Source organism: Rhodococcus sp. Leaf247 (genome assembly GCF_001426185.1).
Lineage (GTDB): Bacteria > Actinomycetota > Actinomycetes > Mycobacteriales > Mycobacteriaceae > Rhodococcoides.
The window spans coordinates 1,913,639-1,929,022 of record NZ_LMRP01000001.1 but is presented as its reverse complement, the minus strand read 5'-3'; the positions used below and the strand labels follow the sequence as shown (position 1 = coordinate 1,929,022).

The window sequence follows — 15,384 nt, the reverse complement described above, 5'->3', positions numbered from 1 at the left end:
TGATTATGGCGTGCGCTTTCCGTGTCGACTCTCGTCTCACCTTTCAGAACGCGGCAGTCACCCGCTACCGCTCAGAACGAAAGGATTCATCATGGGAATCGTCGACAAGGCAAAGAACGCAGCAGAAGACGCCATCGGCAAGGCCAAGGAAGTTATCGGTGACGCCACCGACAACAAGGACCTCGAGGCCGAGGGCAAGAAGGACCAGGGTTCGGCCGGCGTGAAGAAGGTCGGCGAGAACGTCAAGGACACCTTCAAGTAAGCAGTACTCCACTCGCACCCGGGCGGCGCCGGACCCACAAGGGTCCATCGCCGCCCGTGGTGTGTCCGGACCATGTCCGGACGTCCCGAACGGACCACGCGGACATGTTTCGCGGAGGCCCGAGCGGCCGATTCCTCACTCGATCACCGGCAGGGACCGGTGACGTCCTCGAAAGGCACGACCATGACCGACACCACCACCACGCACCCCCACACCGGACGTCGACGCGCAGGCGGATTCTTCTCCAAGCTCTCGCTGCTCGTCGCGCTGATCCTCACTGTGGCCTTGGTCATCTTCATCCTGCAGAACACCATTCACACCACCATCAACTTCTTGGGGTGGAACTTCGACCTGGCACAGGGTGTCGCGCTGCTCGGCGCGGCTGTCGTCGGTGCGATCATCGCGTTCGCGATCTCCGGAGCACTGCGGGTCCGACGCGCCGTCAAGTAGTCACCCGGCGTCGACATGCGGAGGTCGCGCGCGCTCCTCGAGGAGCGCGCGGACCGCTGCGGACGGCATGGGCCGCGCCAGGTGATAGCCCTGCGCCAGGCGCCCGCCGCTCGTCCGGAATGCTTCGGCCTGCTCGGCTGTCTCCACCCCTTCACCGACGAGTTCGACTCCGAAAGCGTCTCCCAGCATGACGATCGCGGACACGATGGCGTGCGGTCGTCGACCCGGTAGCGCGCTGATGTAGGACCCGTCGATCTTCAGGCAGTCGAAGATCGGGTACCGGTCGAGATAGGCGATCGAGCTGTGACCGGTCCCGAGATCGTCGAGGGCCAGTGTCACGCCCATGTCGTGGAGTTTGCTCAGAGTGCGTGCCACTCGCGTGTTTTCCTGGACCCACACCGTTTCGGTGATCTCCAACCCCAGCCGCGTCGCCGGCAACCCCGTCCGTTCCAGCACTCGGGTGACCGACTCGGCGAAGTCGGGATCGTTGAGCTGGTGCGCGCTCACGTTCACGCGCACCGTGATGTGGTCCGGCCAGTCCAGCGCATCACGGCACGCGGTGTCGAGCGCCCAGTCGCCGAGTGTGCCCACCAACCCGGTCCGTTCGCCTACCGCGACGAATTCGCTGGGCGGTACGGCGCCCAGCGTCGGATGGTCCCAGCGCGCCAGGGCCTCCACGGAGACGACGGCGTCCTTCTCCAGGTCGAAGATCGGTTGATACTCGACCCGCAAGCTGTTGTCCGCGAGCGATTGTCGGAGATCCGCCGCGAGGCGGAACACCCTGTCCGCCTCGTACTTGTCCTGGATGTCGAAGACATCGATCGTTCCCGGTGCCGTCGCTTTCGCGCGGTACATCGCGAGGTCGGCCCGGCGCACCATCTCCTCCGCGGAGGTATCCGGATGCTGCAGAAGCGCGATGCCGATGCTGGCGCTGAACGCCATCGTCTGATCGTCGCGGGTATCCACCGTCGACAGTGCCCGTGAGATGCGTTGTGCACGTCGGCGCGCATCGTCCTCGTCCACGACGTGTTCGCAGACCACCAGGAACTCGTCGCCGCCCAGTCGCGCGACGGTGTCACCGCCCGGAACCACGTGTTCCAACTTGCGCGACAGCGAGATCAGCGCGGCATCACCGTGAGAGTGGCCCAAGCTGTCGTTGACGGTCTTGAAGTCGTCCAGATCTGCGAGTATCACCGCCACCGTGGTGTCCGAATCCCTCACGTGCGCAGTGGCTTCCTCGATCCGTCGGTACGCCAGGGTTCGATTGCCCAACCCGGTCAAGGGATCGTGCAACGATCTGTAGCGCAATTCCTGTTCGAGTTCGATGCGCCGGATGGCGGCGGCGAGGATGTCGGCGGCCGTCTGCAGAAATCGCAGGTCTCTTACCGAGAAGTCACGCGGTGATGCGCTGTGGACCGTCAGAACGCCGGGGAGTGAGGCCGAGTGGAAAGGGACGCAGACGGCGCTGGCGAGTCCGCGGGACTCCATCGTGGACGTGTCGAATCGTCGTTCCTCAGCGGCATCGGGGCACACGACCAGCTCATCGGTACTCACTGCGAGACCGGGAGCGGAGCGGGTGCCGAGACCGAAGCGGGTGGGTGGCTCGCTGACGCCGCTGTATCCGACGACGTCGAGTGCGGTCCCGGCCTCGTTCAGGCGGGCGACGGACGAACACTCCGTTCCCATCAGGGCCGTGGCCGCACCGGTTGTCACCGCGAGAATCGTGTTCAGATCACCGTCCACGGCCCGCCGACCCAGTTCGCTGATGGCGCTCTGCTCGCGGATGCGGTTGGCCGCCGACGCGAGGTCGGGGGTCGGCGCGCAATCGTCGTCCTCGGAGGTGCCGCGGCGTTGCATGACGGCGGCGACCAACGGCTCGGAGGCGTCGTCCCGAGGAACGACGAACGTGGAGATCGAGACCGGAATCGGGTCACCGGTGTCGAGTCGGCGCAGTTCGCCGAGTCCCCGCCACAGTCCTGTCTCCTGGAGGGACCGTTCGACGTCGGGTGCGGTGAGCAAGCCGACGTCGGAGAAGAAGTTCCACGTGGACAGGCGCCGCACCGCGTCGAGACCGGCTGCGCCCACCATCGCGATGCCCGCCGGATTCATGTACAGCACTCTGCCGCGGGGGTCCGACACCGCGACCAGATCGGGCGCAGCGTCGAGCACGGCCGGCAATCCGGTCACGCCCAGACCTTCGACAGTCACCGATCACCTCCTGACATGAGTCGACCGGCGCCCTCCGGTCCCCGCGGGGTATCCAGAAAACGCCGGTCGAATCAGTCGGCGATCAGGTGATCGTCAGTCGCGAGGAGGAACCTGAGCCTCGACGCCGCCACCGTTGTGCTCGGGGCCCGATGCCGGGTGCCCCGCGGGAACGCGATTGCGGAATCGTGCTGCCTCGCTGGGCTGCGACGAGGAACCGCCGACGCGCTCGCCGCGGTACGGTCCGGGCTTCGGGGCCATTTTTCCGCCGGGGAAGGCGAGCCGAATGATGGTGCGCTGCACCGATCCCCACTGCTTGATGAAGGGCCCCGTGTTGTACGGAAGCTGGTAGCGCTCGCAGATGTCCTTGATCTTCGGCGCGACTTCCTTGTACCGGGTGCTGGGCATGTCCGGGTACAGGTGGTGCTCGACCTGATAGCTGAGGTTGCCACTCATCAGGTGGAACAGCGAAGAACCCTCGATGTTGGCCGCACCCACGAGCTGACGGACGTACCAGCCGCCGCGGGACTCGTTCTCCGTCTCTTCCTTGCTGAAGGTGTAGGCCTGGTCCGGGAAGTGACCGCAGAAGATGATTGCGTTACTCCAGACGTTGCGGATGATGTTGGCGACGAAGTCTGCCGTCAGCGTGGCGACGAAGGTGCGTTCGATGCCGGCGCCGTGCTTGTCCAGAACCTTGGCCACGGAGTTGGTCGCCTTCGACGAGCTCAGTGAGCGCAACCGCGCTCCCAGCTTCGACTTGCCGGCGCCGGACACGCGTCCACCTGACGCGACCTGCACAGCACCGTAGGCGAGAGCACTGACCGCGGGCCAGCCGATGTAGTCCTTGACGATCTGACGCCGCGCCTTGGTGCCGATGCCACGAAGATCGTGGAGCAGGTCCTTCACGGGCTTCTCGCCCCGTCGGATCGCTTCGATGTCGAGATCGTGGAGAGCGACGCCCCACTCGAAGAACGCCGTGAGCAGCAGGTTGTAGAAAGGCTGCGCGAGGTAGACCGGCGACCAGGGCTGGTTGGGATCGATGCGCATGATCTCGTAGCCGAGATCCTTGTCCTTGCCGCGGATGTTCGTGTACGTGTGGTGCACGAAGTTGTGGGAGTGCTTCCACGCCTCGGCGGTGGATGCCGTGTCCCAGTCCCACACGGAGGAGTGGATGTCCGGGTCGTTCATCCAGTCCCACTGGCCGTGCATGACGTTGTGGCCGATCTCCATGTTCTCGAGAATCTTGGCTACACCGAGGCATGCAGTGCCCGCGAGCCATGCCGTACGACTCGTCGAGCCGAACAGGATGACGCGGCCGGCGACAGCGAGTTGACGCTGAGCCGCGATGACCGTGGTGATGTAGTTGCGATCGCGTTCACCGAGGTCTGCGTAGACCTCGTCGTGAATGGCGTCGAATTCCTTGGCGAGCGCTTCGATGGTCTCATCGCTCAGATGAGCGAGCGGATGCTCGACGGAAAATTCCCGTTTGCCGGTATCGATACTCATGACGAACCCTCCCTGGTACTGCAGTGTTGTGAATCGGTCTCGTCAGAGATCGATTTCGACATCTCCCTCGGCGGTGTTCACGCAGATGCGAACCGCCTGCCCCGTAGGTTCGGAGATTTCCCCGTTACGTAGGTCTCTCAAACGTCCCTTTTTCAAGGTACCTGTGCAGGTATGGCAGATACCGATCCTGCACCCGAACTTGAGATCGAGTCCCGCTTCCTCCCCGGCCGCGAGAATCGGTGTACCTCCGTCACATTCGACTTCGGTGTTGCTTCTGACGAAGCGGACTGTGCCGCCTTCTCCTTCTTCGTCACCACCACCGATGACGGGTTGGAAACTTTCGTAATGGAATTTCTCCGGGTCACCCTCGGATTTCCAGTAGTCCCGCAGATCGTCCAGGAGATCGCCGGGGCCGGAGCAGAATGCCTCCCGCTCGCGCCAATCGGGGCACAATTCGTCCAGATCAGTGGCCTTCATTCGGCCTCGCTCCTCGGTCACCCGGAGGTCGAGCCGGAGCGTCGAATGCTTGCGATCGAGACGCTCGAGGGTCTCGGAGAACATCGTCTGGTCGCGGCTGTGCACGGAATGGATGACGACGACGTCGTGCATGGCGCCCATGTGGTCGAGTTCTCGCAGCATGCTCATGATCGGCGTGATGCCACTGCCCGCGCTGATGTAGAGCAGCTTGGCCGGCACGGGATCGGGCAGGGTGAAGACGCCCTCGATCTCGCTCAGTCGCACGATGTCGCCCGCCTTGATGCCCTGAACCAGGTACGGGGACACGGTGCCCTCGGGAACCAGCTTGGGGCTGACGGAGATCAGGCCGTGATCGCCGTGCGGGTCCGAGGTGATCGAGTACGCGCGCCAGTGATAGCGGCCGTCGATGACCACACCCAGTCGGAGGTACTGGCCGGGCTCGTGCCCACCCCAGTCGTATCCCGGTCTGATGAACACCGAGACCGCGTCGGTGCCCTCTCTCTCGACCCGGTCGACCTTCCCGCGAAGCTCCTGGGTGGTCCACAACGGATTGATCATCTCGAAGTAGTCGTCCGGACGAAGCGGGTTCGACAGGTGTTTGAATACCTTGAGCATGGTTCGGCGAAGCACCGATACCTGGGGTCGTGCGCCACGTTCTGCCACGCCGCACACGCTATCGCCACAGCACGGATCTACGATCGCAAACGACCGATTGTGGGCAGAAATGCGTGCCGGACACGATGTCGGTCATCGCGAACAAAGAACGACCGTTGTGGTTTGAACGAGCACGTCCCGGTTCCGGCGGCGTGCGAGCTGAGTGTGAGGGGCTTGCGCAGTGCCGATCGTGGACAACGCCGTGTACGTACATGGGGCCCGAGCCGACGAACCGGAGAGCCTCGACCGGACCTACGAGCTCCTGCGCGCGTGCGGCGGGATGGCCTGGATCGGTTTGTACCGGCCCGACAAGACCGAGATCGAGTCGGTGGCCACCGAATTCGACCTGCACCGGCTCGCGGTGGAGGACACGGTGTCCGCGCATCAGCGACCGAAGCTCGAACGCTACGGCGACCAACTGTTCGTGGTGCTGCACCCCGCGCGGTACATCGACGAGACCGAGAAGGTCGAGTTCGGCGAGCTGCACGTGTTCTGCGGTCGCGACTTCGTCGTCACCATCCGTCACGCAGAATCGCCGGACCTCGGCGTGGTCCGCAAGCGACTCGAGAACACGCCGAAACTACTCGAACTGGGAACCGAGGCCGTTCTCTACGCCATTCTCGACCAGGTGGTCGACGAGTACGAACCGGTCGTCGCGGGCCTCGAGAACGACATCGACGAAATCGACGACCAGTTGTTCACCGGTGATCCCGACGTATCCCGGCGCATCTACGAACTCTCGCGCGAGGTCATCGAGTTCCAGCGCGCCACGCATCCCCTGGTGTCGATGATCGAAGCGCTCGGCCGAGGGTCCGAGAAGTACAACGTCGACATCGAGCTGCGGCGCAACCTTCGCGACGTCCTGGACCACGCGATCCGGATCACCGAGCGAGTCGACTCGTTCCGTGCGAACCTGCAGAACGCGCTGTCGGTGCACACGACCCTGGTCGGACAGCGTCAGAACGACGAGATGCGCGCGATGACGCAGGTGAGTCTCGAACAGAACGAGCAGGTCAAGCGCATCTCGTCCTGGGGCGCCATCCTCTTCGCACCCACGCTGATCGCCGGTATCTACGGCATGAACTTCGAGCACATGCCGGAGTTGGGATGGACGTTCGGTTATCCCGCGGCCGTCAGCGCGATGCTGCTCGCGTCGTGTGCGCTGTACGTGGTCTTCCGCAAGCAGAAGTGGCTGTAGCGCACGGCTCAGCGCAACCGACCCGGTGCGAGGTCGTCCGCGGAGACGCCGCGGTCGGTGACGTCGGCCGGTAGCGGCTCGCGGCGTATCAGTGCGGCGCCGACCCGGGCGAGCGCCGCGCACGTCTGGATGCCGTATCCGCCCTGCCCGGCGCACCAGAAGAACCCCTCCGAACGGTCGTCGAAGCCGACGACGGGGGTGCGGTCGGGCACGAACGAGCGCAGGCCCGCCCACGACGACATGACGCGTCGGCCGGTGACGACGGTGGCCTCGGCGATCTCGTCCAGGGCGCGCGCGATCTCGAGGTCGTCCGCCGCAGCGTCGCTCGGGGGACATGGAGTCTCGTCGGCGGGTGAACAGAGCAACCGGGTGCCCTCCGGCTTGATGTAGAACGCCTCGTCCATGTCGCTGATCAGCGGGTGTCGACCTGCTGCGATGCCCTCCGGTGCGTTCATGACGAAGATGGTCCGGCGTCGCGGTTCCAGGCCGATCGGTCGTACACCGGCGAGCTCGGCGAGCGTGTCGGCCCACGCCCCGGCCGCGTCGACCAGCGTCGACGCCGTGACCGTCTCTCCGTCGGACATGTCCACCGACCATCGGCCGGCAACGCGCCGAACGCTCGTCACCCGGGATCCGGTCCGGACCGACGTCCCGCGGTCCCGTGCTCCGCGGAGAAAACCCTGATGGAGGGCGTCGACATCCATGTCGAGAGCACCGGGCTCCAGGATGGCCGCGTCGACCGCATCCCGACGCAACAGCGGCGCGCACTCGACGGTCTCCGCCGCGTCGAGCAGTCGTGCGTCCGGCGACAGGTCACGTAACGAGTCGAACGCTGCGGTCAGTGCGTCGGCGCGACCCGGTGCAGCGAACTGCACGAACGGCCGCGGAGTCATGATCGTGGATCGGACCATGTCCGGGGGGTCGAGCAGGAACGCCCGACTGGCAGTCGTCAACCCCCGGATGACGTGGTTGCCGTAGGTCTCGAGGAACATGGCGGCCGAGCGGCCCGTCGAATGCACGGCCAACGACGACTCCGCCTCGACGACGCAGACGGAACGATCCGAGGACAGCTCGTAGGCGAGGGAAACCCCGGCGATACCGCCTCCGACCACGAGAACATCGACATCGCTGCTCATGACCGCCGATCCTAGGCCGCGATCCGTGTGGGAAAGGTGCCGTAGGGGTACCCCCGGCTCCACATACTCGAGGAGAAACAATGAATACAGCTGTCTGGATCGTCATCGCCGTCGTGGTGGTGCTGCTGATCGTCGCTATTGCTGTCGCCCTGTCGAAGAAGAGCAAGCAGAAGCGCGTCGAGAAGGCCGGTGAGATCCGCGAGCGTGCCGCAGAGCGCAGTGCCCACGTCGAGCATTCCGAGGCGCTGGCGCAGAAGTCCGAGGCGGATGCGCGTCGGGCGCAGGCCGAAGCCGATGCGAAGGCAGCCGAGGCGAAGCTGGCGCAGCAGCGCGCGCACGAGCACCAGGGTGCCGCGGCAGGCCAGCGCGACGAGCTCGATCGCGAATGGGAGCGGGCGAACAAGCTCGACCCGACCGTTCACGACGACGGAACTCCCCGTGGTGGCGACCGCGCAGCAACCGACGGCCGCGACGCCGGACGTCAGGATCAGGTGCGTCAGGATCAGGTCCGTCAGGATCAGGTCCGTCAGGATCCTCAGGGACGTCACGAGCGCTGACGTACCGCCTCTACGACTCGCTCGGAGGCGATGACCGGGTCCTCGTGTTCCCAGATGCGCACGACGGTCCAGCCGGCCTCGGCGAGACGTCGATCGGTGTCACGGTCTCGCGCGACGTTGGCGGCCAGTTTGTCCGCCCACCACTGGGCGTTGTTCTTCGGATGCGTCGCGTGTTGCGGGCAGCTGTGCCAGAAGCATCCGTCGACGTAGACGGCGACGAGCCGGCGTGGGAACACCACGTCGGCTCGTCGTCTCATACCCGGTAGCGGCGCCTTGTCGACGAAGTAGCGCAAGCCGACACGGTGGAGTTCCCGACGCAGCGCCACCTCCGGCTTGGTGTCGCGGCGGCGCTGCTTGGCCATCCGTGCACTGGTCGCGGCATCCGTTCTCGGCATCAGTCGTCGTCGTCCGGTTCCGACCAGCTGGGCGCGAACCTGTTGCGCCGCTCCACTTCTGCGTGCACCACCTCGACGAAGTCGTCGAAGCTCAGCGTGTTCCTGTCCGACGGCCTGCCGTTGCGCGGGGGCGAGTCGTCGACGTCGAAGAACCGCACCTCACCGCGGTACGGCCCGTCGGGTTCGTAGAGGCCGATGAACACCTTCTCGAACAAGTCGTATCGCGTGTCCTCCGCCCCCAGGTCGACCCACGCCTTGCTCGGTCCGCCGAGCACCGCGCGCTTGCCGCGTCCGGATCGTTTGGACAGCGTCGTGACGTGGTGTGCGAACGAACTCTTGCCGGTGTCGCTGCTCTTTTCGGGGTCACCGTCCTCGCACGTCGCCCACGGTTCGAACATCACTCCCACGAGCACGCTGTACGGCTGACGTTGGTGCAGCACCATCGCTTCGCCGCGGAGCTCGTGGTCGTTGCGGACGATGTTCTTGGTCCACCTCCCCAAGCGTCCGGAGGTGGGGCTGTAGTCCTGGAAGCTGTACGTCTTGATGGACACACATAGGATCAATCCGAGCGTCGGGTCCAGAGCTTTGACGTCCAGGCGCTTGCGCCCCTTCGCGACGTCGACCTGCGCCTCCTGGCCGACTCCGTGGACATCGGGTGTGATCGACGGGTACCGAGGACGGAGTGCATCCGCCACCACCTGCGCCAGATTGTTGGACAGCCGTTGGGCGTAGTTCTTCTTCTCCCCGCGATCGGCATCCGGCGCCGGTCGATCACCGGCGAAGTCGAGGGCGAACGTCAACGGATACATCAGGCGACTCGAACCGGTTCGGGTACCGGAGTCGGTTCGGTCATCCGGTGCAGATGCGACTCGACGGTATCGAGGAAGCCCGGAGCGAAGCGCAGGCGACCGGACCGGGCGCGCTTGAGAAAACCGGCAGTTGCCCTGGCGGACAACAGCTTCGACTCGGTGAGGAAGCCGCTCAGATCCTCGTACGGATGCTGGACCGGCCAGGTGCTGGTGGCGACGCGGAAGGTACGACGGTCCTTTCCCCATGCAGCCGAGGGCCAACTCTGACCCGGTGCCAGCTCGACATCTGCCGACCCGTCGTACGGGCGGGGAGCATCGAGTTGCTCGCCGACCCACGACGCCATCCGCACGCTGACCGCATTGCCCACCAGCTTCCACCGGTGGCCCGCCCGGACACCCGGCACGTCCGTCGCGGGCGTCGTCCATCCGGCGTCGAAGCCCTGGAGGCGCTCGACGTCGGTGATGCCGGGCGTCACCACCTCACCCGACGGCAATCGCACCGCGGGTGGGCTGGCGATACCCAGAGTCGAGCCGCCCTTGAGTGTGGGCACCGCGTTCACGGCCCAGCCGAGTCCGCGGACTCCCTCGGTCCAGTAGAAGCCGCACGGGAGCACGTCGGCATCACCGGGCTCCGGCATTCCGGCATCCGGCCCGAACAGCACCTCGCGAGGATCGTCGGTCCGCGATGCGAGCATGACGACGCGCTGCCGGCGTTGGGGCAGGCCGAAGGACCGTGCGTCGACCACGCGGTACGCCCACATGTAGCCGAGGTCCTCGAGCGCATGGGTGATGTGGCGCATCGCCGCTCCGCGGCCGAGCTGGAGCATGAACGGCACGTTCTCGATCAGAAGCCACCGCGGACCGCGTTTCCGAGCCACCAATCGGAAGACCTCGTCCACCAGACCCGACCGTGTTCCGGTGATACCGGCCGTCCGGCCCGCCTGGGAGAGGTCCTGGCACGGGAAGCCCGCCGCGACGAGTTCGGTGGCGGGAGGCAGGGCGCGGAGCGTGGTGACATCCGTGTGGAGAGGAACGTCGGGAAAGCGTGACCGCAGCACCGCGCCGGCTCCCGCGTCGATCTCGCACAGCATCGACGTCGACCACCCGTGTCGGGACAAGCCCAGCTCGAGCCCGCCGATACCGGCGAACAAGCCGACCATCCCACGTTCCGACACGACCACGAACTCCTCACGACGTAAACTCGATCCGACTTCGAGTGAGGCTACTCGAGAACACCGACACGGCCTTTCGAGCCGCGCCCGTGGTGATGTGAGCGATCCCGGGACGACTGCTCCGGGTGCGCCGCCTCACGCCTCGTGCCGTCGGCGCCCGGAGGAATCGGCTGTTCGCGGAGGTTTGGTCCGACCGGCACAGGGCACCCACCGGGCCGAGAGGGACGGCGATTCACAGGCAATTCGTCCGGCTCCGACACCAGCCGTGCGCTCGTGATCTACCGTGAACGCGTGACCACTCCCACTACCGATTCCCTGGCGTCCGCCGACGTGACGGGTTCGTCCTGGCCGGCCGTTCTCACATGGCGCGCGCACCAGGCGCCCCGGATGGAGTCGGTGCGCGTCCAGCTCAACGGAAAGCGCATCAAGGCAGCAGGCCGCATCATCGGTGGTGCATGTGACGAACACCCTGCGTTCTCGGCGTCGTACGACCTGGTCACCGACGAGAACGGCGTCACCAAGCGGTTGTCCGTGCGTTCCGCCGTCGCCTCGGGTGAGAAGCAGATCTCGATCAGCCGCGATTCGGAGGGCTACTGGCTCGTCGACGACGGATCCCCGTTGCGCAATTCCTTCAACGGCGCTCTCGACGTCGAACTGGTGTGGAGCCCGTTCTTCAACACCCTCGCCATCCGGCGTCTCGGCCTCAACACCACGCCGTCCGACCAGGAAGTTCCCGTCGTCTACGTCGGCCTTCCGGTCCTGACAGCGCGCGCCGAAACGTTGTCCTACAGCCAGGGGCCCAGCGAGTTCCGCGTCGTCTCGCCCGTGGGCACGTCGGAGGTCAGTGTCGACGCCGAGGGCTTCGTCGCCGACTACCGGGGACTGGCCGAGCGCATCTGACCCTCCGTCAGACGGAGTCGGGAAGCCTCTGTACGACGCCACCGCTGCGGGCCGAGTCCCACATCTCGGTCAGCCATCCCGGGGCACCGACCACGACGTCGGTGATCTCCCACCACTGCAACTGCGCGTCGTAGTCACGGCGGGCGGCATGGCCCGCTGTCACCACTTCCTCGGTCGACGACGTGGCGCTCAGCGCTGTCCGCGCTCGTTGCAGTCGATCGATCGCGTCGTCGAGTGCCTCCACCAGAGCCGGCGCGTTGGCATCACACATGGCGCTGACCAGGGCGGGGGCTGTGCCGGCGACCCGAGTTCCGTCCCGGAACGAACCGGCGGCCAGACGTAGAGCCAGCTCCCCGCCATCGGCGCCCACCGCGGCGAGTGTCTCGGCGAGCACGTGCGGGAGGTGCGACACGCGTGCGACGGCTCGATCGTGTTCCTCGGATCGGGACGGGACCACGACCGACCCGCAGGCCAACGCGAGGCCGGCGACGGTGAGCCAGACGTGTGGGTCCGTGCCCTCGTCGACGGTCACGACCCACACGGCGTTACGAAACAGGTCGGCCTCTGCGGCCACCCATCCCGATTCCGACGTTCCCGCCATCGGGTGTCCGCCCACGAACCGCGCCGAGAGGCCGTGTCGGGCCACCGCGGCGGCGACCTCGGCCTTGACGCTGACCACATCCGTCAGCGCGCACGCCGGGGCGTGCTCGGCGATCGCGTCGAGAACCGTGTCCACGGCGAACATCGGGACCGCGACGACGACGAGAGCGTCGTCGGCCGCAGCGCGCTGCAAGGCGGACGTGATGTCCGTCGTCACGTCGTATCCGTCGGCGCGCGCGAGATCCACGGCCGAGGCGGACCGGTTCCATCCCCAGGCCGGGCGGCCCGCGGCGACGACCGCCTGGAGCAACGATCCGCCGATGAGGCCGAGGCCGAGGACGCACACGGGACGATCGAGAGTGTTCATCGGGAGAAGGTTTGCACATGTCGGGGGAGGTCCGCGCCGTCGGCACCGCATGTGGGACTACGGTTGCGCGCATGACTGCTCAGCGCGGAGGTGGCAACTCGTCCAAGGGTAGAGGTGACACCGCCTCCGACGACTACGACGACCTCGAAGGTTTCGCCATCGCGGTCGTGCGCGAAGAAGGTAAGTGGACGTGCCGGCCACTGTCCTCCGAGGCCCTCGGCAGTTTGAGCGTGGCGGACACGGAACTGCGTGAACTACGCAGTGCCGGTGCCGTATTCGGCCTGCTCGACGTGGACGACGAGTTCTTCGTGGTCATCCGGCCGTCGCCGTCGGGAACGCGTGTCCTGCTCTCGGACGCCACCGCCGCCATCGACTACGACATCGCCGCCGATGTCCTGGACCGCCTGAACGTCGACATCCCGGACCTCGACCCCGACGAGCTCGACGATGTCGAGCCGTGGGAGGAGGGTGACTCGGATCTTCTCAGTGATCTGGGTCTGCCCGAGCCGGTACTGGGCGTCATCCTCGCCGAGTCCGATCTCTACCCCGACGAGCAGCTCGGCATGATCGCGGCCCGTCTGGGATTCGCCGCCGAGTTCGCCGCGGTGCTCGACAAACTCCCGCGCTGAGATGTTGCCGCTCGCTCGGCACCGCTTCTGGATGAGCAGGGCCCTCGAGGTCGCCGCCGGCACACCGCCCGGAGACGTTCCCGTCGGCGCCGTCGTGGTGGCGCCGGACGGGATGGAACTGGCGTCGGCGGTCAACGAGCGCGAACACCGCGGCGATCCCACCGCGCACGCCGAGGTGCTGGCCCTTCGCGCTGCGGCGGCTCGGCACGGGGACGGATGGCGGCTGGGTGGCTGCACGCTGGTCGTCACCCTCGAACCCTGCACGATGTGCGCAGGCGCAGCCGTGTTGTCCCGAGTGTCGGGCCTGGTGTTCGGCGCCTGGGAACCCAAGACCGGTGCCGTCGGCTCACTGTGGGACGTGGTGCGCGATCAGCGACTCACGCACCGTCCCCAGGTCGTCGGGGGAGTTCTCGAGGACGAGTGCGGCGGTCTGATCCGGCAGTTCTTTCGAACCACTCGCGACGTTTGATCCAACCCTACGCCGGGGTATTACTCGCCGGTAGGACACCAGACGCACCGTAGCGTCGCCCGCCTCGCCGAAATGGAGGGGTGGATGACACGTTCTTCCGTTTCGAAGGAGTACTTCATGGGACTCGACGACAAGATCGGCAACAAGGCAGAAGACCTCAAGGGCAAGGGCAAGGAAGCCGCGGGCAACGCCACCGGCGACCAGGACCTGCAGGCCGAGGGCAAGGGCGATCAGACGTCCGCAGCCTTCAAGGACGGCGCCGAGAAGGTCAAGGACGCAGCGTCCAACATCAAGGACAAGCTCACCGGACACTGATCCACGGCGAGGACGCCTTCTGACGTCGCGATTTCGGATCTGCGCCACCCTTCCGGTAACCTAACCGGCGGTGGCGTGTCCGAGCGGCCTAAGGAGCGCGCCTCGAAAGCGCGTGACGGGTAACCCCCGTCCGAGAGTTCAAATCTCTCCGCCACCGCCAAGAGCCCCCCACTGTTCCGACAGCTGGGGGGCTTTGTCGTTCCCGTCTCGTAAGGTCGGCGGTGAGGTACATCACTGATTCACGAGGGAGTAACTGAACATGAACGCGATGCAGGACCGCACACTCGGACGCACCGGCCGTCAGGTGTCGCGCGTCGGTCTCGGAACGTGGCAGCTGGGTGCGGACTGGGGCGATGTGTCCGAAGCCGACGCCACAGCGGTTCTCGATGCTGCCGTCGACAGTGGCATCACCTTCTTCGACACGGCCGACGTGTACGGCGACGGGCGCAGTGAGCGGGTGATCGGCGCGTTCCTGGCCGACCGCGGACTCCGCGATGCCGTCACGGTCGCGACGAAGATGGGTCGACGCGTCGACCAGGTTCCCGAGAACTACACGCTCGACAACTTCCGCGGCTGGGTGGACCGATCCCGCAGCAATCTCGGCGTCGACTCGCTCGAGTTGGTGCAGCTGCACTGCCCGCCCAGTGCGGTCTACGCGAACGACGAGGTCTTCGACGCCCTCGACACGCTCGTCGAGGAGAAATCGATCCGGAACTACGGCGTGAGCGTCGAGACGGTCGACGAGGCCCTCGCGGCTATTCGTCGACCGAACGTCGCCACCGTCCAGATCATCGTCAACGCGTTCCGACTGAAGCCGATCGAGGAGGTGCTGTCCGTCGCCGCGGAGGCCGGCGTCGGCATCATCGCGCGCGTCCCGCTGGCGTCGGGTCTGCTGTCGGGGAAGTACGACGAGTCGACGACGTTCGCCGAGAACGATCACCGCAACTTCAACCGCAACGGCGAAGCCTTCGATGTCGGCGAGACGTTCTCGGGTGTGCCGTTCGATACCGGCCTGACGGCGGCGCGCGAGTTCTCTGCGCTGGTCGCCGAGCAGGCTCCCGCCGGCACGACGCCCGCAGCCGCGGCAATCGCCTGGCTGTGGCAGCACCCGCAGATCTCGACAGTCATTCCGGGAGCTCGGAACGTCGAGCAGGCTCGCGCCAACGCCGATGCCGGACGTGTCGACCCGTTGGGGGAGAAGTTCGACGAGGGTGTGCGTGCGATCTACGACCGGCACCTGCGGAGCGTCGTCCACTCGAAGTGGTGATGTCGGTCGGGCTCAT

At 66.1% G+C, this 15,384-nt stretch carries 17 protein-coding genes and 1 tRNA gene; 10 read left to right on the top strand and 8 right to left on the bottom strand.

What is annotated here, in order from left to right; genetic code table 11:
- Nucleotides 1-91: 91 nt before the first annotated feature.
- Both ASG64_RS09040 and ASG64_RS09035 read left to right on the top strand, forming a co-directional pair.
- Nucleotides 92-262, top strand: coding sequence for a CsbD family protein (locus ASG64_RS09040; RefSeq protein ID WP_056072208.1), 171 nt, complete (start codon nt 92-94; stop codon nt 260-262).
- Between the two features lie 183 nt (nt 263-445).
- Nucleotides 446-712 carry a lipopolysaccharide assembly protein LapA domain-containing protein gene (locus ASG64_RS09035; RefSeq protein WP_056072985.1) on the top strand — a complete coding sequence of 89 codons (267 nt, stop codon included), beginning with the start codon at nt 446-448 and terminating at the stop codon, nt 710-712.
- Here the strand turns inward: ASG64_RS09035 and ASG64_RS09030 are convergent, their stop codons facing one another.
- From ASG64_RS09030 to ASG64_RS09020, 3 genes are all read right to left on the bottom strand, one after another.
- Nucleotides 713-2,920: an EAL domain-containing protein gene (locus tag ASG64_RS09030; protein WP_056072206.1), complete on the bottom strand. Its 2,208-nt coding sequence runs from the start codon at nt 2,918-2,920 to the stop codon at nt 713-715. It lies immediately after the preceding gene.
- A gap of 93 nt (nt 2,921-3,013) precedes the next feature.
- Nucleotides 3,014-4,423 (bottom strand): fatty acid desaturase family protein, encoded by a 1,410-nt coding sequence (locus tag ASG64_RS09025; RefSeq protein WP_056072203.1) that lies wholly within the window; start codon nt 4,421-4,423, stop codon nt 3,014-3,016.
- A 42-nt stretch (nt 4,424-4,465) separates the two neighbouring features.
- The gene (locus tag ASG64_RS09020) at nt 4,466-5,563 is read right to left on the bottom strand and encodes a ferredoxin reductase (protein ID WP_056072198.1); all 1,098 of its coding nucleotides are present in this window, start codon (nt 5,561-5,563) and stop codon (nt 4,466-4,468) included.
- A 172-nt stretch (nt 5,564-5,735) separates the two neighbouring features.
- Between ASG64_RS09020 and ASG64_RS09015 the strand changes: the two genes are divergently transcribed.
- Entirely contained in the window at nt 5,736-6,752 is a 1,017-nt protein-coding gene (locus tag ASG64_RS09015; RefSeq protein ID WP_042575050.1) for a magnesium and cobalt transport protein CorA, read from the top strand.
- A gap of 8 nt (nt 6,753-6,760) precedes the next feature.
- Here ASG64_RS09015 and ASG64_RS09010 read toward each other — a convergent pair whose 3' ends face one another.
- Entirely contained in the window at nt 6,761-7,888 is a 1,128-nt protein-coding gene (locus ASG64_RS09010) for an NAD(P)/FAD-dependent oxidoreductase (protein WP_056072195.1), read from the bottom strand.
- 80 nt (nt 7,889-7,968) lie between these two features.
- On the opposite strand from ASG64_RS09010, the gene ASG64_RS09005 reads away from it, so the two are divergent.
- Nucleotides 7,969-8,445: a hypothetical protein gene (locus tag ASG64_RS09005; RefSeq protein WP_056072192.1), complete on the top strand. Its 477-nt coding sequence runs from the start codon at nt 7,969-7,971 to the stop codon at nt 8,443-8,445.
- On the opposite strand, the gene ASG64_RS09000 is transcribed toward ASG64_RS09005, so the two are convergent.
- The 3 genes from ASG64_RS09000 to ASG64_RS08990 are packed head-to-tail and all read right to left on the bottom strand — an operon-like array spanning nt 8,433 to nt 10,809.
- Nucleotides 8,433-8,840, bottom strand: a complete 408-nt coding sequence (locus ASG64_RS09000) for a very short patch repair endonuclease (protein ID WP_042575048.1) — start codon at nt 8,838-8,840, stop codon at nt 8,433-8,435. The two genes, ASG64_RS09005 and ASG64_RS09000, sit on opposite strands and share 13 nt — an antisense overlap.
- Complete coding sequence (locus tag ASG64_RS08995) at nt 8,840-9,649, bottom strand: hypothetical protein (protein WP_056072189.1); 810 nt, start codon at nt 9,647-9,649, stop codon at nt 8,840-8,842. The genes ASG64_RS09000 and ASG64_RS08995 overlap by 1 nt, the downstream gene beginning before the upstream one ends.
- Nucleotides 9,649-10,809: a DNA cytosine methyltransferase gene (locus ASG64_RS08990; RefSeq protein ID WP_056072982.1), complete on the bottom strand. Its 1,161-nt coding sequence runs from the start codon at nt 10,807-10,809 to the stop codon at nt 9,649-9,651. The genes ASG64_RS08995 and ASG64_RS08990 overlap by 1 nt, the downstream gene beginning before the upstream one ends.
- A gap of 303 nt (nt 10,810-11,112) precedes the next feature.
- Here ASG64_RS08990 and ASG64_RS08985 point away from each other — a divergent pair, with 303 nt between their 5' ends.
- On the top strand, nt 11,113-11,721 hold the full coding sequence (locus ASG64_RS08985; RefSeq protein ID WP_268793320.1) for a putative glycolipid-binding domain-containing protein: 609 nt from the start codon (nt 11,113-11,115) through the stop codon (nt 11,719-11,721).
- Between the two features lie 7 nt (nt 11,722-11,728).
- On the opposite strand, the gene ASG64_RS08980 is transcribed toward ASG64_RS08985, so the two are convergent.
- Nucleotides 11,729-12,688, bottom strand: a complete 960-nt coding sequence (locus tag ASG64_RS08980) for a prephenate dehydrogenase (protein ID WP_056072186.1) — start codon at nt 12,686-12,688, stop codon at nt 11,729-11,731.
- Nucleotides 12,689-12,759: 71 nt separating this feature from the next.
- On the opposite strand from ASG64_RS08980, the gene ASG64_RS08975 reads away from it, so the two are divergent.
- The 5 genes from ASG64_RS08975 (at nt 12,760) to ASG64_RS08955 (ending at nt 15,368) form a co-directional block, all read left to right on the top strand.
- Nucleotides 12,760-13,317: a tRNA adenosine deaminase-associated protein gene (locus tag ASG64_RS08975; protein ID WP_056072183.1), complete on the top strand. Its 558-nt coding sequence runs from the start codon at nt 12,760-12,762 to the stop codon at nt 13,315-13,317.
- A 31-nt stretch (nt 13,318-13,348) separates the two neighbouring features.
- Nucleotides 13,349-13,786 carry a nucleoside deaminase gene (locus ASG64_RS08970; RefSeq protein ID WP_056072979.1) on the top strand — a complete coding sequence of 146 codons (438 nt, stop codon included), beginning with the start codon at nt 13,349-13,351 and terminating at the stop codon, nt 13,784-13,786.
- Between the two features lie 117 nt (nt 13,787-13,903).
- Nucleotides 13,904-14,101, top strand: coding sequence for a CsbD family protein (locus ASG64_RS08965; protein WP_042575044.1), 198 nt, complete (start codon nt 13,904-13,906; stop codon nt 14,099-14,101).
- Between the two features lie 69 nt (nt 14,102-14,170).
- A tRNA-Ser gene (locus tag ASG64_RS08960) sits at nt 14,171-14,261 on the top strand.
- Nucleotides 14,262-14,360: 99 nt separating this feature from the next.
- Nucleotides 14,361-15,368 carry an aldo/keto reductase gene (locus tag ASG64_RS08955; protein ID WP_235579528.1) on the top strand — a complete coding sequence of 336 codons (1,008 nt, stop codon included), beginning with the start codon at nt 14,361-14,363 and terminating at the stop codon, nt 15,366-15,368.
- The last annotated feature ends 16 nt before the right edge of the window (nt 15,369-15,384 follow it).

Coding starts and splice junctions, on each gene's coding strand:
- ASG64_RS09040 (WP_056072208.1), top strand. CDS start 92: ATGGGAATCGTCGACAAGGCAAAGAACGCAGCAGAAGACGCCATCGGC.
- ASG64_RS09035 (WP_056072985.1), top strand. CDS start 446: ATGACCGACACCACCACCACGCACCCCCACACCGGACGTCGACGCGCA.
- ASG64_RS09025 (WP_056072203.1), bottom strand. CDS start 4,423: ATGAGTATCGATACCGGCAAACGGGAATTTTCCGTCGAGCATCCGCTC.
- ASG64_RS09010 (WP_056072195.1), bottom strand. CDS start 7,888: ATGAGCAGCGATGTCGATGTTCTCGTGGTCGGAGGCGGTATCGCCGGG.
- ASG64_RS09005 (WP_056072192.1), top strand. CDS start 7,969: ATGAATACAGCTGTCTGGATCGTCATCGCCGTCGTGGTGGTGCTGCTG.
- ASG64_RS09000 (WP_042575048.1), bottom strand. CDS start 8,840: ATGCCGAGAACGGATGCCGCGACCAGTGCACGGATGGCCAAGCAGCGC.
- ASG64_RS08995 (WP_056072189.1), bottom strand. CDS start 9,649: ATGTATCCGTTGACGTTCGCCCTCGACTTCGCCGGTGATCGACCGGCG.
- ASG64_RS08990 (WP_056072982.1), bottom strand. CDS start 10,809: ATGGTCGGCTTGTTCGCCGGTATCGGCGGGCTCGAGCTGGGCTTGTCC.
- ASG64_RS08980 (WP_056072186.1), bottom strand. CDS start 12,688: ATGAACACTCTCGATCGTCCCGTGTGCGTCCTCGGCCTCGGCCTCATC.
- ASG64_RS08975 (WP_056072183.1), top strand. CDS start 12,760: ATGACTGCTCAGCGCGGAGGTGGCAACTCGTCCAAGGGTAGAGGTGAC.
- ASG64_RS08970 (WP_056072979.1), top strand. CDS start 13,349: ATGAGCAGGGCCCTCGAGGTCGCCGCCGGCACACCGCCCGGAGACGTT.
- ASG64_RS08965 (WP_042575044.1), top strand. CDS start 13,904: ATGGGACTCGACGACAAGATCGGCAACAAGGCAGAAGACCTCAAGGGC.
- ASG64_RS08955 (WP_235579528.1), top strand. CDS start 14,361: ATGAACGCGATGCAGGACCGCACACTCGGACGCACCGGCCGTCAGGTG.